This is a genomic window from Actinoplanes sp. GCM10030250, from assembly GCF_042666575.1.
Taxonomy (GTDB): domain Bacteria; phylum Actinomycetota; class Actinomycetes; order Mycobacteriales; family Micromonosporaceae; genus Actinoplanes.
In genome coordinates, this window is the sequence record NZ_JBHTDO010000051.1 from 41,470 (window position 1) to 66,033 (window position 24,564).

The window sequence follows — 24,564 nt, forward strand, 5'->3', positions numbered from 1 at the left end:
GTGACACTGCTACCTGTGACGACTATCGGAGCGCAGGGAACCGTCAGCCTGCCGTGATAAAGGTGTGCGCATGAGTTCCCTTCCCGCGGGTTGGTACAAGGACCCGGCCGACACCACCACCCAGCGCTACTGGGACGGTGAGGGCTGGCTGGGCAAGGCCATCCCGGCCGACGCGGTCCCGCCCGACGGGCCGCCCGCGGTCGAGGCGGAACCCCCGGCCCCCGAGCCGGCACCGGCCCCGATCCAGCCCACCCCCCAGCCGTACGCGGCACCTCCCCAGGGCTACGCGGCCCCGCCGCCGGCGTACGGTCCGCCGCCGGGCTGGGGCCAGCAGCCGGGCCAGCCGGTTCCTCCCGGTCATCCGGGTCAGCACCCTCAGCCCGGTCAGCCCGGTCAGCCCGGTCAGCCCGGTCAGCCCGGTCAGCCGATGCACGCGTACCTCTATCCGATGCCGCAGGCCATGCCGCACGGCTTCCCGCTCGCCGGGCTCGGCCGCCGGCTCACCGCCCGCCTCATCGACATCGGGGTGGTGATCCTTCTCAACATCGTGGTCAACGGCTGGTTCTTCTACCAGTACTGGCTCGACTTCGCGCCGATCATGCGCGACGCGCTGGCACAGATCGCGGCCGGCGACCAGAATCCCGACGTCGTGCCGACCCCGCGGATGCAGACGCTCTCGATAGCGATCGTGCTGGTCGCCACTCTGCTCTGGCTGCTCTACGAGGCGCCGTCGATCGCCAGTAAGGGGCAGACCCTCGGCAAGCGGGTGATGGGGATCAAGGTCCTCCCGCTGGAGGGCACCGCGCCGCTCGGCTTCGGTCGCGCCTTCGTCCGCTGGGCCCGGCTCGGCATGTGGACGCTGTTCTGGTGGTGTGGTGTCGGCCTGATCTTCCAGTTCTTCGCCGCGCTGTCGCCCGTCTGGGAACCCCGCCTGCGGCAGGCCTGGCACGACAAGGCAGCGGCCACCGTGGTCGTCGCCCTCCCGCCGGGTGCCCAACCCACCGTCGAGGCCGCACCGCGCGGCGACACTTCCGGAGGATCTCAATGACCCGGCTGACCCGCGCCGACCTGGACGCCCTGCCGAACTACGTACCCGGGCGCAACGTCGCCGACCTGGCCCGCGAGCTGGGCATCGCCGAGGCCGTCAAGCTGGCGAGCAACGAGGTGCCGTACGGCCCCCTGCCCGGAGTGGTGGAGGCGGTCACCGAGGCCGCCCGTACCGCCCACCGCTATCCCGACATGGGTGTGCTCCGGCTGCGCGACGCGATCGGCGAGCGGTTCGGGGTCGAGGCGGAGCGGGTGGTCACCGGCTGCGGCTCGGTCGCGCTGGCGGAGATCCTGGCGAAGGCGACGTGCCTGCCGGGTGACGAGATCGTCTACTCGTGGCGGTCCTTCGAGGCGTACCCGATCATCGCCGCCGGCGGTGGCGCGACAAGCGTCCGCGTGCCGAACACGGCCGCCCACGGGCACGACCTCGCGGCGATGGCCGAGGCGATCACCGACCGCACCCGGATGGTTTTCGTCTGCAACCCCAACAACCCCACCGGTACCAGCGTCCGCAAGACCGAGATCGACCGCTTCCTCGCCGCGGTGCCCTCCGACGTGCTCGTGGTGCTCGACGAGGCGTACCGGGAATTCGTCACCGACCCGGACGTGCCGGACGCGCTCGAGACCTACGGCGACCGGCCCAACGTGGTGGTGCTGCGCACGATGAGCAAGGCGTGGGGCCTGGCCGGCCTGCGCATGGGTTACCTGGTCGCCCAGCCGGAGGTCGCGTCGGCCCTGCGCAAGGTGGTCACTCCGTTCTCCACCAGCACTGTCGCCCAGGCTGCCGCGCTCGCCGCGCTGGAGGCCGAGGGCGAGGTCCGCCGCCGGTGCTCCCTCGTCGTCGCGGAGCGGGCCCGGCTGACCGAGGGCCTGCGCAAACTCTCCGTCGAGGTGCCGGAGAGCCAGGCCAACTTCGTCTGGCTGCCGCTCGGCGACCGGACGGCCGCGTTCGCCGCCGCGTGCGAGAACCGGGGCGTGATCGTGCGCGGTTTCCACCCCGAGGGCGTCCGCGTCACCGTCGGCACCCCCGAGGAGAACGACCTCTTCCTGACCGCCGCCGAGGCCGCCCTGTCGTGACCAGCGGCCGTTCGTGACCGAGAGGCCGTGCTAGTGGAGGGCCGTGGCCTCGAGCCGGTCGTGGTCCTCCTTGCTGATCCGGGGCGGGAAGACCGCCGGCGACAGCACCACGAGAACCGTCGCCACCAGCGCCAACCCGGCCGCCAGCAGCGGTAGCGCACCCAGCTGCCCGGCGGTGACCAGCCGCTCGCCGACGAACGCCCCGCCGCCGATGCCGATCTGGAACGCCACCACGTACACCGCCGACGCCGCGTCACGGGCTCTCGGCGCCACCCGCAGCACCGCCGCGGCCAGGAAGACCGGGATGGCGGTGAACGCGCCGCCCCACAGCAGCGCCGCCACCACTGTCGGCACCACTCCCAGCACCGGCGCCAGCAGCCCGACCGACACCGTGACCGTCACCATCAGGCCGATCACCAGGGTTCCGGGGCGCCGGTCGACGAACCGGCCGACGGCGAAGTTGGCGAGCAGGCCGACGGCGCCGTACCCGAGCAGCAGCGCGCTCAGGCCCGCACCGTCCAGACCGGCGTCGCGGCGGACCAGCGGGGCGATGTACGTGTACGCCGCGAAGTGCCCCACCACCAGCACAGTCGTGATCACGCAGAGCCGGGCCACCGGCCCGTTGCGCAGGATTCGCACAGCGTCACGCAACTGCGTGCCGGTCCGCGCCTCCAGGTCCCTCGGCAGCGCCGACAGCTTGGGCAGTACAGCCAGCAGCAGCGCCACGCAGACCGCACCCGCCGCGGCGAACACACCGACCGCCGCCCGCCAGCCCAGCGCCTGGCCGAGTGCCGTACCGAGGGGAACGCCGAGCACGATCGCCAGCGAGTTGCCGAGGAAGACCTGTGCGGTCGCCCGCCCGGCCTGCCCCGGCGGGGCGAGCCGCACGATGATCGGCCCGATCACCGACCAGAACACCCCGTGCGCCAGAGCGCAGACGAGCCGGGACAGCGTGAGAGTTTCGAAGTTCGGTGCGATGGCCGCCGCCCCCTGTGACACCGCGAAGACCGCTACGGTGACGGCGATCAGAGTGTGCCGCGGTACCCGCATGGTGAGCGCGGTGAGCGGGATCGTGCTCAGCGCCGCCACCACGGCATAGCTGGTGAGCAGGAATCCGACCTGGGCCTCGGTGACTCCGAGGTCGCTGGAGATCTCCGGCAGGAGGCCGACGGGCAGGGTTTCGGCGGCGACGTAACAGAACGTGGAGGCACTGAGAACGAGCATCGCCGGGCGATTGAATCTCACTCCGGCAGAATAAGCTCTGAGCCCGAGCTTAAAAAGGGAGAACAGCTGTGACGACCCGCTCCACCGAGTTGCTCCGGGTGGTGCACCACCGCCCCGGCGTGACCCGCGCCGATGCGGCCCGCCTGCTCGGCGTCGGCACGGGCGCGGCCACCGAACTCGTCACCAAGCTCAGCCGGGCCGAACTCCTGGTCCAGGCCCCGGCCGCACCGAGCGGCACGCGCGGGCGGCCGACCACCGTGCTGCTACCCCACCCCGCGGGCCCGCTCGTCCTCGCCGTGGCGATCACCCACGAGGGCTGGCGGATCGACGTGGTCGAGCTGGGCGGCACCACCGCCGCCTCCCGGTCGGGACGGCACGCCACCACCGACTGGCCCGAGGTCCGTGCGGCAGTCGCCACCGCCATCCAAGAGCTCCTTCTCCGGTACGGGAAACGCCCGCGCGCCCTCGGAGTGTCCGTTCCCGGCACCGTCTCCCGCAGCTACCGCCTCGACGCCTCCGGCCTGAACTGGCACGACGTCGACCTCACCGAACTCTGGCCCGGCGCCGGCGTCTTCGTGGCCGGCAACGACGCCACCCTCGCCGCCACCGCCGAGTCCCGCCGCGGAGCAGCCGCGGGCGCCGCCGTCGGCCTGCACCTGCGCATCGAGGCGGGTCTGGGCGGCGCCGTGGTCGAGGCCGGCCGCCCCGTGATCGGCGCCCGGGGTGCGGCCGGCGAGTTCGGCCACGTCCCCTTCGGCGACCCCGCGATCAGCTGCCCCTGCGGCGCCCGCGGCTGCTGGGGCACCGCCGTCGACGGCACAGCCCTGGCCCGCCTCCTGAACGACCCACCCCCGCGCGACCCGGTCACCTACGCCCGCCGCGTCATAGCCAGAGCCACCAGCGCCTCAGCCACCAGCACCTCAGCCCCTGGCACCTCAGCCACCGACGCCTCAGCTACCGGCGACCGGGCCACCGGTGGCCCGGCCACCGACCCGGCCCTCGCCGCGGTCCGCGCCGTCGGCACCGCCCTCGGGCGCGGCATCGCCGGCCTGGTCAACGCCCTCGACGCCGACCTGGTCACCCTCGGCGGGCTGGGCACCGAGCTGCTCACGGCCGTACCCGACGCCATCAACACCGCCTACCGCGACGGCCTCATGCTGATCCACCGCGCATCCCCGCCCCCGGTCCTGCCGGCCACCCTGGGCGACGACGACGGCCCCATCGCGGGCGCCGCCGAGGAGGCCTGGTCCGCCCTGCTCCCCCGCCTCGCCTGACCGCGTGAGGCACGGCACGCACCCCTTCGGCGTCAGTCCAGGGCGGCGATGATGACGGTGTCGAGGGTCAGGTAGTAAACGGGTGACTCGGGATCATCCGGCGCGTCCTCGTTGAGCCGCTCCATCGCCAGGTAGGACCCGGCAATGCGATACCCGCCCGGTTTCCACTCCGTGCTCTCGGTGCCGAACGCCAGCGGGAACGCCCACCGGACCGCCCCGCTCCCCGCGTCCAGCCCGACGAGATTGTTCGCCGGCGCCAGCACCACCACGCTCCTCGCGGTGCCGCCCAGGACCCGGCCCTGACCCGACCACGTCCAGAGCGCCGTCCCGTCCACGGATTGTGCGCTCAGTACCCCACCCGACCGGGAGACGATCACCCCGGCCGCGACCGTGGCGGAGGAATCGTCGAGGGCGGGTGCACGCCGCGGCACCACCGAGGAGGCGAGCCAGCCCTGCCCCGAGCCGTCCCGGAAGCCGGCGCACTGCGAGGTTCCGGCCGCACATCCGACAGGCGTGAACGGCCCCGTGGGCCAGCCCGGGACGGCCGCCCCGCTCACCGCGTCGTGCGGGCCGGTGGCGCACACGTACACCCCGCCGTCGGTGGTGAAACCGTCCGTGCACCCGGTGGCCGTCGGCACCTGCCATCGGACAGCTCCGGAGCTCACGTCGTACCCCGCAAGCTCTTGACCGGAATTGACCACGACGGCGCCGGGCGCGAGATGCAGGCCCGGTGGGTCCCAGACCGTCGCGGCGCCGGTGCGGTGCCCGCCATGATCGGGCGCCGGCGGGCCATCCGCACGCCAAAGGATCTTTCCGGTACGGGCATCCAGCGCCACCAGCTCGCCGTCGGACCATCGGGTGACCACCGTCTGGCCGCTCGCCGTGACTCCGCTGAGTTGCTCGGGCCACCGCCGGAACGACCACCGCGCCGTGTAGAGGGTCCGCCCGTCCGCCGGCGCATCGGCCTTGACCTGGTGTTTCGCGGCATAGACGCGGAGACGCCCGTCGACGATCAGCGGCGCCAGGCTGGTCCGCCCGGTCACGCCCGGTTGCCGCAGAGACAGTGCCGGGTACGGCGTACTCGCGACCGCCAGCACCTCCGCCGGAGCCAGCACCCGCCAGCCGACCAGGCCGGTCGCCGCCACCAGGACCAGCGCAGCAAGTGTTCGCAGCGGTACCCGGGTCACGGCTCGAAGTATTCCAGGACCCGCGGACGGCGATTCCGGTGCCCCGTCCAAGCCCCGTCGCTGATCGAATCCGTGTCCGCCATTGATCAGCCTCACGGCCGTCGTTGATCAGGTTTCCTACTGCCGTTGATCAGGTTTCGTAGCCGCCGTTGATCAAGCCGAGCCGGACCAGTTCGGTGAGCGGCTCCACCACGTTGGCCGCGCCGAAACCGACAAAAAGCGGCCGCGGCGTGTCCCGATGACTGCGGGCCGGCTCGACGAGCGGCACCGGATGGGTCGCCGCGAGCGCCTCCGCGACCTCCGCGACCTCGCCCCCGTCAGCCGCGATCAGCGTCGCGACCAGCACGTTCAGGAAGCCGTGATGGGTGAATCCGGTCTCCGGGTCGGTGTGCCGGGTGGCGTGCCGCAGCCCGGCCGCCAGCTTGAACGGCAGATCCCGGTCGCGGCACGCGCAGATCACCGCCGCCAGCTCGACCGGGGTCGGGAACAGCTCACCGGCCAGGCCGCCGACGCGGAACTTCGGTGCGATCGCCAGGCCCTCGGCCCGCGCACCGGCGACCGAGTCGAGTGCGGCCAGCAGGCCCCAGCTCAGCGGAATCTCGGCATACAGGCGCAGTCCGTTCTCCGCCGCGGTGAACGAGCGCAGCATCGTGAGGCCCGGCTGCGGATCCTCACCGCGGCGGGCCACCGACGCCTCGACGTGCTCGACCACCACTCCCGCGGCGCGCAGCTTCTCGACCGTCACCGGCAGGCTCGCGACCGGCACGTCACCGATCACGCCCGCCGCGAGGTGGGGCACCGGTTCAGCGCCGACGATCGAGGCGGGTACCAGAAGGGAGCCTAGAAGTCCCGCGTACCACGAACCGGTGTGCTCGCGGTACTTGGCGACGGCGTCGGTCAGTCCGATCGGGCTGGGCGGGAGCAGGGACGCGTCGTCGACGAGCCCGGCGTAGAGCGGAGGCACCATCGTTGACACGAAATCGAACCTAGTAGACGCCGCCGGAAACGGACAACCAAGTCCACCAAGTCGCTTTCCACCAGGGTGACCCCCGCGGCTCGACACGACCCCGAGATGGCCCCCGTCAGCGGCGGCTCATCACCGGCGGCTCATCACCACCAGGACCTCCGCGACGGCGGCCAGCGTCATGCCGATCACCAGGGTCGGCAGGCCACCGACCGCCGCGTACAGCACCAGGAAGACGGGTGCGACGAACGTCAGATAGGCCGCGACGGCGAGCGGCCGGTTGCCCCTGCGCAGCCGGGCCATCACGACGCCGGCGGGCTCGGTCAGCCGGCTGCGGAACCAGAGCAGCACCGCACCGAAGACCAGCACCCCGATCAGCCCCGCCCACATCCGCGAGATCCCCGGGCTGATCATGGTCATCGCAGCGGTCAGCACAGCCGCGACAAGCGTGCCACCGGCGCCGAACTGAACGGTCTCCCGCACCGATTCCGCCGACTGTTCCGAGCTGTCAAGAACCGGGCCGGCCGGCCGCACGATCTCCAGCGGCTCGCTCACGCTCACCGGTGTGGGCTCTTCCTTCTTTCCGTACGGGTCGGCCTTCTCGTACGGGTCAGCTTTCTCGCGTGGGTCAGCTTTCTCGCGCGGGTCGATGGTCCCGCCGCCACCCGGAGGCGTACCCAGTGACGCCTCCTCGGCGAGGTCCTCCAGCGCACGGGCCCACCGGCGCCGCTCGAACCTGACGATGCCCACGTCACTACCCGCGTCACCGATCGCCGAGTCCAGTTCGAGCGCCTCCCCGTACGCCCGCTGCGCCAGATCGAACAACCGCAGCCGCGCCGCGACCACGGCCAGCACCAGGTGCGCCTCGGCCTCGGTCGGAGCGACCCGCACACCGTTCCACGCCGCGTTCAGCGCTTCCTGCCCGTTCCGCGACTCGCTCAGCAGGGCGGCACCGGTGCGCTGGGCGTACGCGTCCTCGGGCCACCTGCTCAGAATCTCCCCCGCGACCCGGGCAGCATCCGCATAACGCCGGCTGTCGGTGAGCGCCATGGCCCGCACGACAAGCGCGACGATCGGCGGCGGATCAGCGGCAGCCGCCCGGTCGGCAGCGGCGAGCGCCTCGACCGGCTGGTCGGCAGCGAGGTGGATGCGGGCCAGCGTGGCGAGCAGATTGGCCTCCTGCGGCGCCGCGGTCAGACCGGAAGCGATCTCATCAGCGGCTTCGTCATAGCGGCCGAGATCAGCAAGCAGCAGCGCCCGTTGCCGGTGTTCCTCGGGCGTGGTGTCGGGCTCCATGGGGGTGGGCACGATGCCGAGCGTAGGCGCTCTACCTGGAGATCGCGTGAGTCGGGGTGACGCAGCCCACCACACCCACCGTTTCCATCCCGCCCTCACTCCCCAGCTCCTCCGCCGGCCCCCGATCAGCGAATGTTGATCAGCGCGTGTAGATCAGCGCCACAGCCGTCCCGGCCAGCCCTTCACCACGCCCGGTGAGTCCCAGTCCGTCCGTGGTGGTGCCCGCCACAGTGACCGGCGCACCAACCGCCTCGGACAGCGTCTTCTCCGCCTCGTCCCGGCGCTTGCCGATCTTCGGTCGAACCCCGATCACCTGCACCGAGACGTTCCCGATCTCGAACCCCGCAGCCCGCACCCGCCGCGCCGTCTCCGCAAGCAGCGCCACGCCCGACGCCCCAGCCCACTCCGGCCGGCTGGTCCCGTAGTTGCTCCCCAGATCCCCGAGCCCCGCCGCCGAAAGCAGCGCATCACAGGCCGCGTGCGCCGCTACGTCAGCGTCCGAGTGACCAGCCAGCCCCGGCTCGTCGGGCCAGTACAAACCAGCCACCCAGCAGGGCCTTTCCGCGTCAAAAGCATGAACATCAGTACCGATACCCACCCGCGGAACACTCACCCGCGCAGCCTACGCCCGCGTCCCCCCACTCGATCTCCCCAGCACCCCGCACCCCGCCCGCCCCCAGCCCCACAGCCCGCCGCGCCGCAACCCGCCCCGCCCCGCCGCGCCGCAACCCACCCCACCCCGCCCCGCCGCGCCCCGCCGCGGCAGCGGCTAGACCGGGGCGTCCGGGTCGGGGAGGGTGAGCAGATAAGCAGCGAGCGCCAAGTCGATCGGGCGCGTGATCTTCAACGCCAGATCCGACCCCGGCACACAGATCACCCGCCGCCCCAGTTTCTCGACCGCTCCCGCGTCATCCGTGTGCGAATCGGCCGCGGCGGCATGCGCGGCCCGCAGCACCGAAGCCGGGAATCCCTGGGGTGTCTGCACAGCGCGCAGTACCGAACGATCAACAGTGCCCAGCACCGCACCGTCCTCGGCGACCTCTTTGATCGTGTCGACCACCGGCAGCGCCGGGATCACAGCGTCGGCGCCGTTGCGGACGGCGGCGGCGACCCGTTCGAAGAGGGAGACCGGTGCCAGGCAGCGGGCAGCGTCGTGAACAAGCACGATGCCGACGTCCTCGGGAACGACGGCGAGCGCCGCGGCGACCGACTCCTGACGTTCAGCGCCGCCGGCCACGACAGTGACGGAAACGACCCGATTGACAGAAGCAACGCCCGTTACAGGAGCAACGCCGTCGGCAGGAGCAACGCCGTCGGCAGGAGCAACGCCAGGCGCAGGAGCAACGCCGTCGGCAGGAGCAACGCCAGGCGCAGGAGCAACGCCGTCGGCAGGAGCAACGCCGGGCGCAGGAGCAACGCCGGGCGCAGGAGCAACGCCCGCGACAGGAACGACGCCGGCGAGGAGCGTTTTGACGTCCTCGACGCCGTCCGGCGGGGCGGCCACCACGATCATGCGGACCGAGGGGGCGGCGGCGATCCGGCGGATCGCATGAACGAGCAGCGGCTCGCCGTCGAGGAGGCGGAGTGCCTTGGGGCCCCCGGGGCCGAGACGTACGCCGGCACCGGCAGCCGGAACGACGACCGCGACGTCACCGCGAGCATTAAGCTGCGCGTTCACGTCGCGGTCGTCGGTCAAGGTGTGCAGAGGGATGGTCTTGGCAGATCAGGCCTCGGTGAGGACCTTGTCGAGCAGGACCTCGGCCTCATCCTTCGTGCTCTTCTCAGCGAGGGCAACCTCACCGACCAGAATGTCGCGCGCCTTGGCGAGCATCCGCTTTTCCCCAGCCGACAGGCCACGCTCACGCTCACGACGCCAGAGGTCACGAACGACCTCGGCAACCTTCAACGGGTTACCGGAAGCGAGCTTCTCGAGGTTGGCCTTGTAGCGCCGCGACCAGTTGGTCGGCTCCTCGGTGTGCGGGGCGCGGAGGACGTCGAAGACCTTACCCAGGCCTTCCTCGCCCACCACTTCGCGCACGCCGACTTCCTCGGCGTTCTCAGCGGGCACTCGAACAGTCAGATCGCCCTGGGCGACACGCAGAACGAGATACTGCCTTTCAACGCCCTTGATGACCCTAGTCTCGATTGCCTCGATGAGTGCGGCCCCGTGGTGGGGGTAAACAACGGTCTCGCCGACACTGAAAACCATAGGTTCGAAACCCCTTTCGCTGTGTCTAGGGTAACACGCTCACGCGGCTGTGTCTCGCCCTGACGGTCACTGTTAGTGCAGCTCAGAGGCCCTGTGACGGGGCTTTCTCCCGCTTGACACCGAAGCGAGAAGCTGCCTGCGTAACGGAAAGTGACCAGGACGTCACGACTCCAGCCCCCGAGTCGGAAATTCCGGACCTGATGGCTTTGTGAGATCAAGCTTATCGCTGAGAGCCGCAACGGCGCACCACTGGCGATGCGGCCCCACGTGGGGGACGCTGGACGGAAGTTCCCCGACCGAAGCAAGATCTGGTCGGTAAGGGGGGAGGGTGAGTCATGGCTGGCGCGAGCGACAACAACGGCTGGCCGCCCGACGGCGGTACCCCCGACGACCTTCCGGACTTCCCCGAGGAGTGGGGAGTCATCGTCATTCCGGACGATCTCTCGGAGCTGTCCGACGAGGTCGAGTCCGTGCGCGCCGAGCTGAATACGGCGGCGCCCCTCACCCGCCGGCAACGGTTCGCCCGCCGTCCTGCGATCCGGCGGCTCCGGAAAGTCGGCGCGCTGGCTGTGCGTACCCCGGCTTTGATCATCTCGATGGCCGTGATGGTCACCGTCGCGAGCCTGTTCGCCTCGGCCTGGCCCGGCCCGCCCCGGCAACCCGCCACCCAGCGCACGGCCGGCACCACCGGTTCGACGCCCGGCATGCTGCCCGGGCTGGACCTGATCGGTACCGACGGCCAGATGGTCTCCGTCCTCAGCCGGCTGCCCGCCGTCGTGCTCCTCACCGACGGCTGCGCCTGCGACACGCTGGTCACCGACACGGTGGCCAAGGTCGGGTCGGGGACGACGGTGCTGGTGGTCACGGCCCGGACCAAGCCGAGTTCCGTCCAGGCGCAATCGCCCGCGCGGACACCGCAGGCGGAGGGCAAGGTCGTCAGCTTCCTCCGCGATCCGACCGACACCCTGCGCCGTGACCTCGACCTGAGCCCACCCGACGGGACTGCCGCGGTGGTCCTCGTCGACCGGACCGGCAAGATCTTCCGCAAGGAGCCCCGCGTCGCCTCGGTCGAGGCCATCCTCCCCTACCTGGTCCCGCTGGAGCGGTAGGAAGAACGCGAGCAGTTGACAAAACCGCGAGCAGGTAGGAAGCCGCGAGCGGTAGGAAGAACGCGAGCGGTAACCAAAAAGCGAGCGGTAGAACAGAGAGCGACCCCTAGTCGTTCATCCGCTGCAGCGTGTAACGAAAAACCACCGGACTGACATCGTCGACATTCACCCGCATGTGCAGCTCACCGGCCAGAGCAACAGACAAGATCTCCGGGGTACGGGCACCGGAGCACTGCACTCCGCGGCCTGACTCGTCCCCGCCCAGGCTCACCCGGACCCGGCTGCCGGAGTCCCCCGCGCAGACCACCGAGATCAGGAAGGTGCCGTTACCGCCGGGAATGTCGGCGATCATCTCGTGCCCGCTCCCGGCGCCCATCGCGACCGTCGACGCCACCGACTGGTCACCGGCGTCCGGCAGCAGCTGTTCGGCGTTCTGCCGCCAGTCGAGCAGACGGGGATCGCCGGATGCCCGCGGCGCCGCACTCCACCACCAGGCCGTACCACCGGCCAGGACCAGTGCGGCCACCGCATACAGGACCGCGCCGTGTCCCCGTCGCCTGTTCACGCGCCGAGACTAGAGGCCTCGAGAAGGGTGACATAGAGGGTGAGGCCGGGACCGAAGGCCAGCATCACCACGGTTCGCGGCGGTCGTGCGAGCCGGCGCAGCGCCTCAAGGACAAGCAACACCGTCGGTGACGAGCAGTTCCCGTACGCGGAGAGAACCCCACGCGACTCGGACAACGCATCGTCATCGAGCCCGAGCCGCTCCTGCACCACGTCGAGGATCTTCGGGCCGCCCGGGTGCACCGCCCAGCCGTCCACGTCGGCGATCGTCCGGCCGTGCCGCGCGAGCAGGTCGTCGACCAGACCGCGGACGTGCGCCGACAGAACCGCCGGCACCTGAGGGGAGAGACCCATGCGGAATCCGAGGTCGGTGACGTCCCAGGTCATGTGGTCGGCCGTGGTGGTATCGGTAATGGCGGCAACCTCGCTCACGCCGTACCCCGAATGAAGTTGATCTGATGGGGTGAGCACCACGGCGACGGCAGCGTCCGAGAAGAGGGCGTGCGAGACGATCTGCTGGATGTCGGTGCGGGTGCCCGGCGGCTGTAGGTGGAGGCTGGTCAGCTCGGCGCAGAGCAGCAGGGCGGGCCTGCCCCGGGCCGACACGAAGTCACTCGCCGCACCGATGCCCGGCAACGCCGCGTAACAGCCCATGTGGCCGACGAAGAGCCGCTGCACGCTCGGTGACATCCCGAGATCGCGGGCGAGAAGGATGTCGAGCCCGGGCGTGGCGTAACCGGTGCACGAGCAGACCACGAAGAGGCCGATCTCGTCGGCGGAGACACCGGCGTCATCCAGGGCCCGGCTCACCGCCGATTTGCCGAGTGGGATGGCCTCGACCTGGTAGCGGCGCATGCGGCGTTCGGTGGACCACTCCGCGACGTCCTCCAGCAGCGGGCTCACCGCCGCCTGCCTGGTGCGCACGCCCGCGTTGGCGAAGATCCGCCGGGCCAATGCCTGGCGCGCCCCGGTGTAGTGGTGTGCGAAGTAGCGCTCCCAGATCTCGTCCTGGGACGTGGACGGCGGGAGCGCCACGCCGAGGCCACTGATCACGGCGTTCACCAGCGCGGCGCCACACCGTCGGAGTCAGGGTCGCCGCCGAGCGCGTCCACCCCCAGCCAGTCGGCGCAGACGTCGCTGGTGGCCGGTTGCAGCGACCCGGCGCGGGCGTCCCGGTAGAGCCGCTCCAGCGGATGCCCCCGGCGCATCGCGGAGGTGCCCGCCGCCTCCAGCATCGAGGCGGCCACCTCCGCGGCGGTCGTCCCGGCCAGCAGTTTCGCCCGCCACACCCAGCGGTTGGTCTCCGGATCACCCGGCGACTCGTCGACCCGCCGGGCGGCCTCGCGGACCGCCAGGTGCGCGGCGGCCACAGCGGCGTCGGCCCGGCCGATCCGCGCCCGGATCGCCGGAAGTCCACCCAGCTTGCGGGCGTTCACGTGCTCGACCGCGGCGTCCACCGCCGCCCGGGCCACACCGACGTAGACGGCCGCGTAGCTGGCGACCATCCAGTGCGGGGAGAGCTGGGCCGCCACCAGGGCCAGCCCCTCGAGCCCGCCGAGCAGCGCCGAGGCCGGAACGGTCACGTCGATGTGCAGGTCGTGCGAGCCGGTGGCACGCATGCCGAGCGCGTCCCAGGTCTCTTCGACCGTCAGGCCGTCACCGGCGGGGACCAGGAACTGGGAGACCTGGGTGGGATCGGTCACGCTGCGGGCAGCGATGAGGTACGCGTCCGCGTACCCGGCACCGGAACAGAAGGTCTTCGCGCCGGTGATCCGATAGCCGCCGTCGACATTCTGGTACGACGTCGTCATCTGGGAGAGCCGCGAGCCGGCCCCGCGTTCGCTCATCGCCACCGCGTACCAGCTGCCGGAGGCGGCCGCCTTGAGATGGTCGTCGCGGGCGGCCAGGGCCTCCGGCGGGAGCCCGAGCGCGTCGGCCAGCCCGTCGGTGACACCGGCGAGCGCACCGGTGACCGAGGCGTGCATGTTGAAGACGAGGGCCGTGGCTCCGTTGCCGCGGGCCAGCTCGTAGGCGATGTTGGCGTACCGCAGGAAGCCCGCACCGGCACCGCCGAGCGCCGCCGGGACCATCAGGCCGAAGAAGCCGGACTCGCGCAGATCGGCGAAGTCGTCGGCGGGGAAGGAGCCGTCACGGTCGGAGGCGGCGGCACGGGCGGCGAACCGCGGCGCGAGGCGGCGGGCTTCGTCGAGCGCGCTGGCCTGTTCGTCGATCACGCGGTAACCGCCTTGAGTCCAGAGCCTTGATAGAGGACCGCCGAGGAGAAGGTGGGCAGGATCCGGCCGCCGCTCGGCACCCGCTTGAGCACCAGCCACCGGAACAGCCCTCGAAGGCTGGGACGGACACCGCGGATCTCCAGCGCCACCTGGTGCCGGGCGAACTCGCCGACCAGCCGCCGGGGCGCGACGAACAGGTCAGGGTCGTGCAGGCCGGCCGGGGCGATTCCGAGGCGTTCACCGATGGTGACCGTGATCAGCCTGCTCAGGCCGGTGTCGTTGACCGTGTCGAGCACTACCAGGCCGCCCGGGCGCAGCACGCGGCAGAGCTCGGCGACCGTACCGGGGAGGTCGGTGACGTGCTCGAGGATCTCGCCGGCCACCACGACGTCGGCGCTGGCCGCAGCGAGCGGCAGCGCGGTCACGTCGCCGTTGACCGGTACGACGCCCTGGTCCGCGGCGTGGCGCAGCGCGGGACGGCCGAGGTCGACACCGAGGTGGCGGTAGCCCTTGGCGCGCACGTGCGGTGCCAGCAGGCCGCCACCGCAGCCGGCGTCCACCAGGACCGCGCCGGGACCGGCAGCGGGCGGGATCAGGGCCGCGCGGGCCTCGGCGAGCCAGTGCAGCAACTCGAAATCGCCGCCGGGGCGCCACCACTCCGCGGCCATCCCGTCGTACTGACGTGGGTCGTTGCGCTGCATCGACAGCATGAGATCGAGAATCGCACGGGAACGGCTCACTCGCACGGGACGGATCTCATGAAGCACACTGCGACTCATGTCGCGCGCGCTGGCACTCCTGAGATCCGCCCACCCCGAGCCGGGCGGTGCGGTGACCCTCGCGATGACCCTGCTCGCCTTCGGCGTGGGACACCGCGGGTGGCGGTTGCTGCTCGTCGCGCTCGCGGTGGCGGCCACCCAGTTCGCCGTGGGCTGGGTCAACGACTGGCTGGACGCGGACCGGGACCAGCGAGCGGGGCGGCGGGACAAGCCGGTCGCGGCCGGGGCGGTTTCCCGCCGTACGGTCGGCGTCGCCGGCCTGATCGCGACGCTCGCCATCCCCCTGCCCGCTCTTCCCCTCGGCACCACGCCGACCGTCGTGATCTCGGTCGTCGGGGTGTTCGCCCTGCTCTACGACTGGCCGCTCAAGTCGACCGCCCTCTCCGTGGTGCCCTATCTGGTGGCCTTCGGCCTGCTGCCGGCCTTCGTCGTGGTGTCCCTGCCGGGCCATCCGGCACCGCCGGCCTGGCTGATCGCCGCGGGCGCGCTGCTGGGTGGCGGCGCACACTTCGCCAACGTGCTGCCGGACCTGGCCGACGACGCGGCGACCGGCGTGCGGGGCCTGCCGCACCGGATCGGCGCCCGGTGGTCGCAGGTAGCCGCCGCGGGGCTCCTGCTGGGCGCGACGCTCACGCTCGTCTTCGGGCCACCCGGGCCGCCGTCGTGGCCGGGCCTGGTGGGCGCCGCGGCCGCCGTCGTGGTCCTTCCCCTGGGCTGGTACGGAGCACAGCGCTCGCAGGGCCGCCCGGTCGCCCTCTTCCGGGCGGTCATCGTGGTCGCCCTGATCGACGTCCTGCTGCTCGTCCTCAGCGGCCGGGTCACCTGAGCCGCTGAGATGGTCAAGACTGTGATCGCGGGGAGCGGATGGATGGGTCGGCGCACGGGACCGATCGCCGCCCATTAGGCTGATCTGACACCTCAGTGTCTCTATTTGGAGGATCGTGATGCGCTCGCTGCGAACCCGTCGTGCCGCCGTGGTCGCGGGTGCCGCCACGGTCGCTGCCCTTGTGCTGGGTGGATGCTCGGCCGGTCAGGTCGCTGAGACCGCCATCCTGGACACGCCGATCGCCGGCGTCGACAAGGAGACCGCGGACGGCAGCGTCTACATCCGCAACCTCCAGATCAAATACAACGGCATCAAGGGGTACGCGGCCGGTGCCGCCGCCCCGCTCGAGGTGAGCCTCTACAACCAGACGAACGAGCCGGTCACCGTCCTGATCAGCAGCCGTCCGACGGACCAGGCGCAGGTCGTCTCGGCGAGCCAGGTCGGCATCGTGACCGCGGGGGCCGCGGCTGGGGCGCCCTCGGCGTCCGCTTCCGTTCCCGCTTCCGCTGAGCCGGGTGCCTCGGCTGAGCCCGGCGCTTCCGCTGAGCCCGGCGCTTCCGCCGAGCCCGGCGCCAGCGCAGCGCCGGCCGCGCCCACGGTGGCGCCGGCCCAGATCGAGATCGGTCCGCAGGGTTCCGCGCTGTTCCGTGCGACCGACGCCAAGCAGCTCCAGGTTCTCGGCCTGAGCGGCCCGCTGGTGCCGGGCAGCTCGGTCAACCTCGTCTTCGAGTTCACCAACGACGCGGCGCCCCTGGAGCTGCAGGCCCCGGTCGCCATCCCGCTGTCGCCCGCTCCGCGCGGGTCGGGCGAGGCGGCCGAGGGTGAAGCCGAAGGTCACTGAGTGAGGTTGTCGTACCCCCCGGCTAGCTTGTCCGGGTGACGACCTCCAAGGCTGCCAAGGCACCCCGCCCCGCTTACGTCTGCGACGCGTGCGGCCACCAGCCGCCGAAATGGCTGGGTCGCTGCCCGGAGTGCAGCGAGTGGGGCTCGGTCATCGAGTCCACCGTGTCCGCTCCGCTGGTCTCCGGCCGGGTGGTCAGCTCCCGCATGCCGGCCGAGCCGGCCCGGCCGATCGCGCAGATCAGCGCGGCACCGGCCAGGGCGGTGGCCACCGGCGTCAGCGAGCTCGACCGGGTTCTCGGCGGCGGCCTGGTGCCGGGCGCTGTGGTGCTGCTGGCCGGCGAGCCCGGTGTGGGCAAGTCCACTCTCCTGCTCGACGTCGCCCAGCAGTGGGCAGTCGGCGCGGGCAGCCCGTCGCTGGTGGTCAGCGGTGAGGAGTCGGTCAGCCAGGTCCGGCTGCGGGCCGAGCGGCTCGGCGCCCTGCACGACAAGCTCTACCTCGCCGCGGAAAACGACCTCGGCACCGTGATCGGCCACCTCGACGCGGTCAAGCCCGGCCTGCTCGTGCTCGACTCGGTGCAGACCGTCTCCGCGCCCGGCACCGAGGGCGTCCCCGGCGGGGTGACCCAGGTCCGCGCGGTGACAGCGGCCCTCGTCTCGATCGCCAAGGAGCGCGGCATCGCCACCGTCCTGGTCGGTCACGTGACCAAGGACGGTCAGGTCGCCGGCCCCCGGGTCCTCGAGCACCTGGTCGACGTGGTGCTCCACTTCGAGGGCGACAAGCATTCGTCGCTGCGCCTGGTGCGTGGCGTGAAGAACCGGTTCGGTGCGGCCGACGAGGTCGGTTGCTTCGAGATGCACGAGGGCGGCATCACCAGCCTGCCCGACCCGTCCGGCCTCTTCCTCACCCGCTATCTGGAGGCGGTGCCCGGCACCTGCGTGACAGTGGCGATGGAGGGCCGGCGTGCACTGGTCACCGAGGTGCAGGCGCTGATCGGTGCGGAAGTGCAGGGCTCGCCCCGCCGCACGGTGTCCGGCCTCGACAGCGCCCGGCTGGCCATGGTCCTGGCCGTGCTGGAACGGCGTACCAAACAACTCAAGCTCTACAACCGTGAAGTCTTCGCGGCCACCGTCGGCGGGATCCGGCTCACCGAGCCGTCGGCCGACCTGGCGATGGCACTCGCTGTCGCATCCGGCGGCCTCGATCTCGCCATGGCGCCGCACCTGGTGGCGATCGGCGAGGTCGGCCTGACCGGCGAGATCCGCCGGGTCGGTGCGGTGGGCCGCCGGCTGGCCGAGGCGGCCCGGCTCGGCTTCAAGGTCGCGCTGGTTCCGCCCGGCTGTGGTCCCAACGGGGAGTCCGGCACGCCCAAGGGCATGGACGTGATCGAGGTTGGCGATCTTCGATCGGCGTTGCAGAGTGCGGCCCGCGCTTCGGCCGACCACGGCACCCGGTGAGGCCGACGACGGCGCCGGGCGACGCGATGCCCGGTGACGCGGCGCCCTGGGACGCGATGCCCGGTGACGCGGTGCCCTGGGACGCGATGCCCGGTGACGCGGCGCGAATTCCGTGGTGGAAGATCGGCGTCGAAACACTGAGAGTTACGAATCATCACGCTACGGAGCATTCATCGAACCATCCCTCGTTGGCGTGGATGACAGTCCGTAGACTGTCCGAGTGCCGCTCGACCGCGATGGTTCCAAGCCCGCCGCCAGTTCAACGCCGCGTCCCGGCGTCAACGGCGCGGGTCATCGTGCGATGACTCCCCCGATCGGCCCCGGCCTCACCGGCGGAGCGAGCGATCCACTGCGGGCGAACCTCGCCCTGATGGCGCCCGGCACCGCGCTGCGCGACGGCCTCGAGCGCATCCTGCGAGGACGGACCGGTGCGCTGATCGTGCTGGGCTACGACTCGGTGGTCGAGAGCATCTGCACCGGCGGCTTCCCGCTCGACGTCGAGTTCTCCGCGACCCGGCTGCGTGAGCTGTGCAAGATGGACGGCGCGGTGGTCCTCTCCAGCGACGGCACCCGCATCGTCCGTGCCGCGGTGCACCTGATGCCGGACCCGTCGATCCCGTCCGAGGAGTCCGGGACCAGGCACCGCACCGCGGAGCGGGTCGCCAAGCAGTCGGGTTTCCCGGTCATCTCGGTCAGCCAGTCCATGCACATCATCGGGCTCTATGTGAACGGCCAGCGCCACGTCCTCGACGACTCGGCCGCCATCCTGTCCCGTGCCAACCAGGCACTGGCCACCCTGGAGCGTTACAAGCTGCGCCTCGACGAGGTCTCCGGCACGCTGTCCGCCCTGGAGATCGAGGACCTGGTGACGGTCCGGGACGCCGTGGCAGTGGTGCAGCGGCTCGAGATGGTCCGGCGGATCGCCGACGAGATCTCGGGCTATGTGGTGGAGCTCGGCACCGACGGCCGCCTGCTCGCCCTCCAGCTCGACGAGCTGATGGCCGGCGTCGACGCCGACCGCACCCTGGTCATCCGCGACTACCTGCCGACCGGCCGCAAGGCACGCACCCTCGACGAGGCCCTTGTCGAGCTCGACCTGCTCACCGCCACCGAGATGATCGACCTGGTCGCGGTGGCGAAGGCGATCGGCTATCCGGGCGCCTCCGACGCACTGGACGCGGCGGTCTCCCCGCGCGGCTTCCGCCTGCTCGCCAAGGTGCCGCGCCTGCCCGGGCAGATCGTCGACCGGCTCGTCGACCACTTCGGGAGCCTTCAGCGGCTGCTCGGCGCCACCGTCGAAGACCTCCAGGCGGTGGAGGGGGTCGGCGACGCGCGGGCCCGCGGCGTCCGCGAGGGCCTGTCCCGTCTGGCCGAGGCCTCGATCCTGGAACGCTACGTCTGAGCGCGAATCGCCTCCATACGGTGACTCGCGATGCTTGGCGAGTGAATTAGATCACTCCGTAAGCGGACTTCGAGTACGGATAGCGTCGGGATGTCCCCGATTCGGGCATCACTCCTAAACGGTCGACACTACTTTCCGTGACTACCCCTTCCCTTCGGCGGAGGCCCGGCCTAGCCTTCTCCATGCCACGGGAAATCGCCGTGAGCGCCCAGAAACTGGGGAGATTGTGATCCGGGCCGAGTTTCGATCGGTCACCGCATTGCGGCCCGGGGAGTCAGTGGTGAGACCGCCCCCTACCCGATCCTCAGGGGGCCGATCATGCGACGTCTTCTCCTGGCGCTAGGCGCCGCCGTTCTCGTCACGGCCACCTTCACCGGAATCGCGCAGGCCGCGACGGGCAGCGACGACTGTACGACCGCCGCCGAGGCCACCTATCAGCACGTCTTCGACGGCCCGGCAGGCACTGTCACGATCACCGCGACGAAACCGCTCTGCGAGGGCGCGGAACAGTCCTTCTCGCTGGTGTCCGCCACCGACTCGCGGTTCGTCTACGACTCGGACAGCGCCTGGATCGACAGCGGCCGTCGCAGCGTCACGCTCGACGTCGACGTGCCCGGCTGCCGTACCCGGGTCGACGCCACCTTCGGCACCGGCACCATCTTCGGCACCAGCACCCTCGAAGAGCCCACCGGCACCCTCGAAGAGCCCACCGGCGACTTGTGGCTCGGCGGTGCGGGCAGCCGCTCGATCGGCGGCGAGACCACCTACAGCGGCGGCACCACGAAGTGCGCGCCGCAGCCCACGGTGACCTTCAAGAGCTACTGCGACGGGGTGCTGCACACCCGCCTGGCCAACGCGCCCGGCGCTACCGTCGACGCCGTCTTCCTGGCCGACGGCAAGCGGGTCCGGGTCCGGCCCGGCAAGCACGCCGACCTGACGTCACGCCCGTCCGGCACCGTAGCCGTCCGCGACAACGCCCTCCGCACCCACACCGGGTCGTGGATCGCACCGGCTGACTGCGCGCCGGCCTCCTAGACATTCCTCTCGATCTCGGGGAGTCCGGCGACACCGTCCGTCGCCGGACTTCCCGAGGTCATCCCGCAGGAAGCGAACTTCCCGAGATCACCCCGCAGGAAGCGAACTCCCGGGGTCACCCCGCAAGAAGCGGGCACGCGAGCTGCTAGAGCGGGTGGGAGATGTCGTTGGCGTGATCGGCCACCGCCGCACCGATGACGCTCGCGCTGAGCGGAAGTACCTCGAGGCACCGGCGGATCGCCGGCGCCATCATGGGATTGGGTACGCGCAGCGAGATCGTGCAGTGCGGCACCCAGCGACCCGGCCGATAGTGCTCCCACACCTCGACGCCGCCCGCGGTGAGGCGTTCGTGGACCCGGCGGTGGTGGTCCAGCAGTTCCCCGGTGACGGTGACGCCGAGCCAGAGGACACGGCCGACGAACTGGCCGACGAAGTCCATGCTCAGGGTGAGTCCGCGGCCCACCGGCAGGTCGCCGAGGGCGTCGGCCACCGCGTGCGGGTCGATGCGGTGGGCGGCCGCCAGGGAGACGTGCGGGCGGTGCTTCTGGTGCAGGGAGCCGAGGGTGGGAATGCCCTCGGCTTCCAGGGCGCGCCACAGGGTGCGTACGCGCCTGGTGGCGTCGACGTCCAGGTAAAGCTCCAGCGCTGCGACCAAGGCCGGGCGTCAGGCGACCACGGACAGGACGACCGGCTTGCTGATGATCTGGCTGAGGCGGCCGCGCAGCTCGTACTGACCGGCCTGCAGTACCGGGCCGGAAGCCTGCCCGTTCGCGCACTGGGTGGACTGGCGGCCGTTCCAGGTGATCCGGTACTCGCGCTCGGCACCGGGGGCGAACGACTTGACCTCGCTGCCGTTGGCGGTGCTGCACGGGTCGGAGGACCAGAACTTCTGCGCGCCCTGCTCCAGGTAGAGCTCCTGCGCGTCGGCGCCGACATCACGGTTGCACGTACGCGTACTGATGTTCTTGATCTTCAACCGGATGTCGACGGGGGTGCCGCGCTTGATCGTGGTGTCAGCCGGGATCGGCGTCACCGAGACCTCGGTGTCGGCGCACGAGCCGTCGGTCGGCACCGCGGCGTTGCCGTTCGTGCCGGTGGTCGGCGCGGATGCCGGCGGGGTGGTCGGGAGCGCGTCCTCGTCGTCGCCCGGCTGCTGGGTCAGCAGCTCGGCCGGGTCCGGCAGGGCCGGGCCGACCGGCGGGGCACTGTCCAGGATCGACGGGTCGGGGCTCGCCGACTTCTCGTCCGAGGCGGGTGCCGGTGTCGGGTACTGAGAGGAGGCGTCCTTGGCGTTCGGATCCTTGTCGTCCTCGTTGGAGCACGACATGAACAGCACGATGACGCCGAGCAGCACCGCGCCCAGCACAACCGCACGCCGCCGCCAGTAGACAGCGGATGGGAGGGGACCAACCGTCGCACGCATGATGGCCACCACGGTAGACCCGCGCGCCCAGCACGATGTGCACGACGCGCCGGTTATGCGACACCAACTCGCGAATCGCTCGTTGGAAAGGAGTTCAGAGGTAGGTCTTCCGTTGGTAGATGGCGTGCGCACCGGCCACCCGGTCCAGGAACAGCTTGCCCGCGCAGTGGTCGATCTCGTGCTGCAGAGCCCGCGCCTCGAAGGCGTCAGCGGCCACCGTGACCGGCTCACCGCTGCCGGGCAGGACGGCCTCGACGACGATCCGGCCGGCGCGTTTCACGTCGCCGGTCAGGTCGGGCACCGACATGCAGCCTTCCCGGCCGGGCCGCCACCGGCTCGCCTCGATGATCTTCGCGTTGCAGAGCACGAACGTGCCATGCGTGGTCACTGCCTTGGGGTGACCGACGACGTTCACGCAGAAGACCTGCGCGCCGACACCGACCTGCGGAGCGGCCAGGCCGACGCACCCGGGCGAGACCCGCATGGTGGAGACCAGGTCCGCGGCGAGCTGGACGATCGCCGGGTCGGTCGGGTCCACCTCCTCGCCGACGGTACTGAGCACGCTCGCCGGCGCGGTGACCACCGGCAGCACCCGGCCCTCGGGCCCGCTCCACCCGAGCTCGGCGTCGCTCACAGGATCTCCGAGTCGCTGCGGCGCACGGTGACGTCGACGCCCAGCTCCGAGGCCGCGACGGCGAGGCGCTCGGCGAGTTCGTCGGCGGCGCCATCGGGCAGGTCCACCTCGGCGACCATCACGTAGAGCGGGCCGGTGAGGCGGGTGGTCAGGTCGGTGATGCTGCCGCCGGCCGCGGCGACCACCCGGGTGACCGCCGCGACGATGCCGAGACGGTCGGCGCCGTGCACGCTCACCAGGTACGGCTGGCCGTTGAGGGCGCCCTCCGACTCCGGTTCGACCTTGCGGACCGTGGCCACCAGGCCGCCGGCCGTGATCGGCTCCAGCGCCTGCTCAGCCGCGGCGGCGGTCGGTCCGTTACAGATCAGGGTCATCGCGAAGTGGCCGCGCAGGCGGGTCATCGTCGAGTCGGTGAGGTTCGCACCGACCTCGGCGAGGGCTTCGGCCACGTCGGCGACGATGCCGGTCCGGTCAGGACCGATGACGGTGATGGCAAGCTCATGCACCCGCCTACAGTAAACGGGCTATGACTCTCGCCGACGACGCCATCACCTGGTATGCGACAAATGCCCGCGATCTGCCCTGGCGGCAACCGGACACCACCCCCTGGGGAGTACTGGTCAGCGAGGTGATGCTCCAGCAGACCCCGGTGGTCCGTGTGGAGCCCGCCTGGCGCTCCTGGATGACCCGGTGGCCCACCCCCGCGGCACTCGCCGCCGACCCCGCCTCCGAGGCGATCCGAATGTGGGGACGCCTGGGCTACCCGCGCCGGGCGATGCGCCTGCACGCCTGCGCGGTGGCGATCGTGGAGCGGCACGACGGCCGGGTGCCCGACGACCTTGAACAGTTGCTCGCCCTTCCCGGGGTGGGGACCTACACCGGGCGGGCGGTGGCCACCTTCGCGTACGGGCAACGCCACCCGGTCGTGGACACCAACGTGCGGCGGGTGGTGTGCCGGGCTGTGGAGGGCAAACCGGACGCCGGCCCGGCCACCACCGCAGCCGATCTGGTCGCGATGGAGGAGCTGTTGCCGTTCGACGCACCCCGCGCCGCGAAGGCGAGCATCGCGTTCATGGAGCTCGGCGCGATCGTGTGCACAGCCCGCTCGCCGAAGTGCGCCGACTGCCCGTTCCACACGGTGTGCGCGTGGCGGCTGAGCGGTGAGCCGTTGCCGGAGGGCCCGAGCCGCAAACCGCAGAAGTACGCCGGAACCGATCGCCAGGTGCGCGGGCTGATCCTGGAGGTGCTCAGGCACTCCACCGGGCCGGTGCCGCGCCAGCGCCTGGACCTGGTGTGGAACGACGAGGTGCAGCGGGCCCGCGCCCTCGCCGGGCTGGTGGAGGACGGCCTGGTCGAATCCCTCGGCGAACACGACTTCGTCCTGGCCGGCGATGCCCCCCGCGGAGACGTCCAGCGCCTCTGAGAAGCGGCAGGAGCGGCACGAGCGGCACGAGCGGCACGAGCGGCACGAGCGGCCAGGTGGGCCGAATGCGAACGGCCCGGCTGCGAGGCAGCCGGGCCGTTGTGACGCTTAGCGGGTCACTCCTCCGTGGTGGTCGTGGCCTCGAGATCGGCCGGGACCGCGTCGGGCACGGTCACGCCCTTCTCGGCGCCGCGGAAGACCAGCTTGGCCTTCTCCACCTTGTTCGGGTCGCCCTCGCAGTCCACGACGACGATCTGGCCGGGGCGCAGTTCGTTGAAGAGGATCTGCTCGGACAGGGTGTCCTCCAGCTCGCGCTGGATGGTCCGCCGCAGCGGACGGGCACCGAGGACCGGGTCGAAGCCCTTGACCGCCAGGTACTTCTTGGCGGTGTCGGTCAGCTCCAGGCCCATGTCCTTGTTCTTCAGCTGGCCCTCGATGCGGGCCGTAAAGATGTCGACGATCTGGAGGATCTCGTTCTCACGCAGCTGGTGGAAGACGATCGTGTCGTCGATGCGGTTGAGGAACTCGGGGCGGAAGTGCTGCTTCAGCTCGTCGTTGA

Annotated in this window: 24 protein-coding genes and 3 pseudogenes; 10 read left to right on the forward strand and 17 right to left on the reverse strand. The window is 71.2% G+C overall.

Annotated elements, in window-relative coordinates:
- Nucleotides 1-70: 70 nt before the first annotated feature.
- Nucleotides 71-1,048 (forward strand): RDD family protein, encoded by a 978-nt coding sequence (locus ACFQV6_RS40310; RefSeq protein ID WP_378032998.1) that lies wholly within the window; start codon nucleotides 71-73, stop codon nucleotides 1,046-1,048.
- Entirely contained in the window at nucleotides 1,045-2,124 is a 1,080-nt protein-coding gene (gene hisC / locus ACFQV6_RS40315; protein WP_378032999.1) for a histidinol-phosphate transaminase, read from the forward strand. The genes ACFQV6_RS40310 and hisC overlap by 4 nt, the downstream gene beginning before the upstream one ends.
- 30 nt (nucleotides 2,125-2,154) lie before the next feature.
- Here the strand turns inward: hisC and ACFQV6_RS40320 are convergent, their stop codons facing one another.
- A complete protein-coding gene (locus tag ACFQV6_RS40320; protein WP_378033000.1) occupies nucleotides 2,155-3,369 on the reverse strand; it encodes an MFS transporter in 1,215 nt (404 codons plus the stop codon).
- Nucleotides 3,370-3,416: 47 nt separating this feature from the next.
- On the opposite strand from ACFQV6_RS40320, the gene ACFQV6_RS40325 reads away from it, so the two are divergent.
- Nucleotides 3,417-4,622: an ROK family protein gene (locus tag ACFQV6_RS40325; RefSeq protein ID WP_378033001.1), complete on the forward strand. Its 1,206-nt coding sequence runs from the start codon at nucleotides 3,417-3,419 to the stop codon at nucleotides 4,620-4,622.
- 32 nt (nucleotides 4,623-4,654) lie between these two features.
- Here ACFQV6_RS40325 and ACFQV6_RS40330 read toward each other — a convergent pair whose 3' ends face one another.
- The 7 genes and pseudogenes from ACFQV6_RS40330 to ACFQV6_RS40360 form a co-directional block, all read right to left on the reverse strand.
- On the reverse strand, nucleotides 4,655-5,809 hold the full coding sequence (locus ACFQV6_RS40330) for a PQQ-binding-like beta-propeller repeat protein (protein WP_378033002.1): 1,155 nt from the start codon (nucleotides 5,807-5,809) through the stop codon (nucleotides 4,655-4,657).
- A 130-nt stretch (nucleotides 5,810-5,939) separates the two neighbouring features.
- Complete coding sequence (locus tag ACFQV6_RS40335; RefSeq protein WP_378033003.1) at nucleotides 5,940-6,785, reverse strand: hypothetical protein; 846 nt, start codon at nucleotides 6,783-6,785, stop codon at nucleotides 5,940-5,942.
- Between the two features lie 120 nt (nucleotides 6,786-6,905).
- The gene (locus tag ACFQV6_RS40340) at nucleotides 6,906-8,081 is read right to left on the reverse strand and encodes a tetratricopeptide repeat protein (protein ID WP_378033004.1); all 1,176 of its coding nucleotides are present in this window, start codon (nucleotides 8,079-8,081) and stop codon (nucleotides 6,906-6,908) included.
- A gap of 127 nt (nucleotides 8,082-8,208) precedes the next feature.
- Entirely contained in the window at nucleotides 8,209-8,682 is a 474-nt protein-coding gene (gene ispF, locus ACFQV6_RS40345; RefSeq protein ID WP_378033005.1) for a 2-C-methyl-D-erythritol 2,4-cyclodiphosphate synthase, read from the reverse strand.
- Nucleotides 8,683-8,838: 156 nt separating this feature from the next.
- Nucleotides 8,839-9,315 (reverse strand): annotated as a pseudogene (locus tag ACFQV6_RS40350) (2-C-methyl-D-erythritol 4-phosphate cytidylyltransferase); the annotation flags it as partial.
- Between the two features lie 198 nt (nucleotides 9,316-9,513).
- A pseudogene (locus ACFQV6_RS40355) lies at nucleotides 9,514-9,747 on the reverse strand (2-C-methyl-D-erythritol 4-phosphate cytidylyltransferase); the annotation flags it as partial.
- A 45-nt stretch (nucleotides 9,748-9,792) separates the two neighbouring features.
- Nucleotides 9,793-10,278, reverse strand: coding sequence for a CarD family transcriptional regulator (locus ACFQV6_RS40360; RefSeq protein ID WP_014447856.1), 486 nt, complete (start codon nucleotides 10,276-10,278; stop codon nucleotides 9,793-9,795).
- Between the two features lie 335 nt (nucleotides 10,279-10,613).
- Here ACFQV6_RS40360 and ACFQV6_RS40365 point away from each other — a divergent pair, with 335 nt between their 5' ends.
- Nucleotides 10,614-11,387 carry a hypothetical protein gene (locus tag ACFQV6_RS40365; protein WP_378033006.1) on the forward strand — a complete coding sequence of 258 codons (774 nt, stop codon included), beginning with the start codon at nucleotides 10,614-10,616 and terminating at the stop codon, nucleotides 11,385-11,387.
- Nucleotides 11,388-11,493: 106 nt separating this feature from the next.
- Here the strand turns inward: ACFQV6_RS40365 and ACFQV6_RS40370 are convergent, their stop codons facing one another.
- Genes ACFQV6_RS40370 through ACFQV6_RS40385 form a run of 4 tightly spaced genes read right to left on the reverse strand, consistent with a single transcriptional unit; the run spans nucleotide 11,494 to nucleotide 14,895 of the window.
- On the reverse strand, nucleotides 11,494-11,952 hold the full coding sequence (locus ACFQV6_RS40370; protein ID WP_378033007.1) for a DUF6023 family protein: 459 nt from the start codon (nucleotides 11,950-11,952) through the stop codon (nucleotides 11,494-11,496).
- On the reverse strand, nucleotides 11,949-13,004 hold the full coding sequence (locus ACFQV6_RS40375) for a type III polyketide synthase (protein WP_378033008.1): 1,056 nt from the start codon (nucleotides 13,002-13,004) through the stop codon (nucleotides 11,949-11,951). Before ACFQV6_RS40375 ends, ACFQV6_RS40370 begins: the two co-directional genes overlap by 4 nt.
- Before the next feature lie 5 nt (nucleotides 13,005-13,009).
- Nucleotides 13,010-14,182: an acyl-CoA dehydrogenase family protein gene (locus ACFQV6_RS40380; protein WP_378033021.1), complete on the reverse strand. Its 1,173-nt coding sequence runs from the start codon at nucleotides 14,180-14,182 to the stop codon at nucleotides 13,010-13,012.
- On the reverse strand, nucleotides 14,182-14,895 hold the full coding sequence (locus tag ACFQV6_RS40385; RefSeq protein ID WP_378033009.1) for a methyltransferase domain-containing protein: 714 nt from the start codon (nucleotides 14,893-14,895) through the stop codon (nucleotides 14,182-14,184). Before ACFQV6_RS40385 ends, ACFQV6_RS40380 begins: the two co-directional genes overlap by 1 nt.
- Before the next feature lie 67 nt (nucleotides 14,896-14,962).
- On the opposite strand from ACFQV6_RS40385, the gene ACFQV6_RS40390 reads away from it, so the two are divergent.
- The 5 genes from ACFQV6_RS40390 (at nucleotide 14,963) to ACFQV6_RS40410 (ending at nucleotide 20,525) form a co-directional block, all read left to right on the forward strand.
- Entirely contained in the window at nucleotides 14,963-15,790 is an 828-nt protein-coding gene (locus ACFQV6_RS40390; RefSeq protein WP_378033010.1) for a UbiA family prenyltransferase, read from the forward strand.
- A 118-nt stretch (nucleotides 15,791-15,908) separates the two neighbouring features.
- The gene (locus ACFQV6_RS40395) at nucleotides 15,909-16,631 is read left to right on the forward strand and encodes a hypothetical protein (RefSeq protein WP_378033011.1); all 723 of its coding nucleotides are present in this window, start codon (nucleotides 15,909-15,911) and stop codon (nucleotides 16,629-16,631) included.
- Between the two features lie 35 nt (nucleotides 16,632-16,666).
- Nucleotides 16,667-18,088, forward strand: a complete 1,422-nt coding sequence (gene radA, locus ACFQV6_RS40400; RefSeq protein ID WP_378033012.1) for a DNA repair protein RadA — start codon at nucleotides 16,667-16,669, stop codon at nucleotides 18,086-18,088.
- A gap of 220 nt (nucleotides 18,089-18,308) precedes the next feature.
- Nucleotides 18,309-19,490, forward strand: a complete 1,182-nt coding sequence (gene disA / locus ACFQV6_RS40405; RefSeq protein WP_378033013.1) for a DNA integrity scanning diadenylate cyclase DisA — start codon at nucleotides 18,309-18,311, stop codon at nucleotides 19,488-19,490.
- Nucleotides 19,491-19,808: 318 nt separating this feature from the next.
- On the forward strand, nucleotides 19,809-20,525 hold the full coding sequence (locus ACFQV6_RS40410) for a hypothetical protein (RefSeq protein WP_378033014.1): 717 nt from the start codon (nucleotides 19,809-19,811) through the stop codon (nucleotides 20,523-20,525).
- A gap of 145 nt (nucleotides 20,526-20,670) precedes the next feature.
- Here ACFQV6_RS40410 and ACFQV6_RS40415 read toward each other — a convergent pair whose 3' ends face one another.
- The 4 genes from ACFQV6_RS40415 to ACFQV6_RS40430 form a co-directional block, all read right to left on the reverse strand.
- Nucleotides 20,671-21,180, reverse strand: coding sequence for a 2'-5' RNA ligase family protein (locus ACFQV6_RS40415; RefSeq protein ID WP_378033015.1), 510 nt, complete (start codon nucleotides 21,178-21,180; stop codon nucleotides 20,671-20,673).
- A 9-nt stretch (nucleotides 21,181-21,189) separates the two neighbouring features.
- Entirely contained in the window at nucleotides 21,190-21,948 is a 759-nt protein-coding gene (locus tag ACFQV6_RS40420; RefSeq protein WP_378033016.1) for an adhesin, read from the reverse strand.
- A 94-nt stretch (nucleotides 21,949-22,042) separates the two neighbouring features.
- The gene (def, locus tag ACFQV6_RS40425; protein WP_378033017.1) at nucleotides 22,043-22,582 is read right to left on the reverse strand and encodes a peptide deformylase; all 540 of its coding nucleotides are present in this window, start codon (nucleotides 22,580-22,582) and stop codon (nucleotides 22,043-22,045) included.
- The gene (locus ACFQV6_RS40430; protein WP_378033018.1) at nucleotides 22,579-23,088 is read right to left on the reverse strand and encodes a glycine cleavage system protein R; all 510 of its coding nucleotides are present in this window, start codon (nucleotides 23,086-23,088) and stop codon (nucleotides 22,579-22,581) included. The genes def and ACFQV6_RS40430 overlap by 4 nt, the downstream gene beginning before the upstream one ends.
- A gap of 20 nt (nucleotides 23,089-23,108) precedes the next feature.
- Here ACFQV6_RS40430 and ACFQV6_RS40435 point away from each other — a divergent pair, with 20 nt between their 5' ends.
- Complete coding sequence (locus ACFQV6_RS40435) at nucleotides 23,109-24,005, forward strand: A/G-specific adenine glycosylase (protein WP_378033019.1); 897 nt, start codon at nucleotides 23,109-23,111, stop codon at nucleotides 24,003-24,005.
- Nucleotides 24,006-24,121: 116 nt separating this feature from the next.
- Here the strand turns inward: ACFQV6_RS40435 and ACFQV6_RS40440 are convergent.
- Nucleotides 24,122-24,564 (reverse strand): annotated as a pseudogene (locus tag ACFQV6_RS40440) (NDP-hexose 4-ketoreductase); the annotation flags it as partial.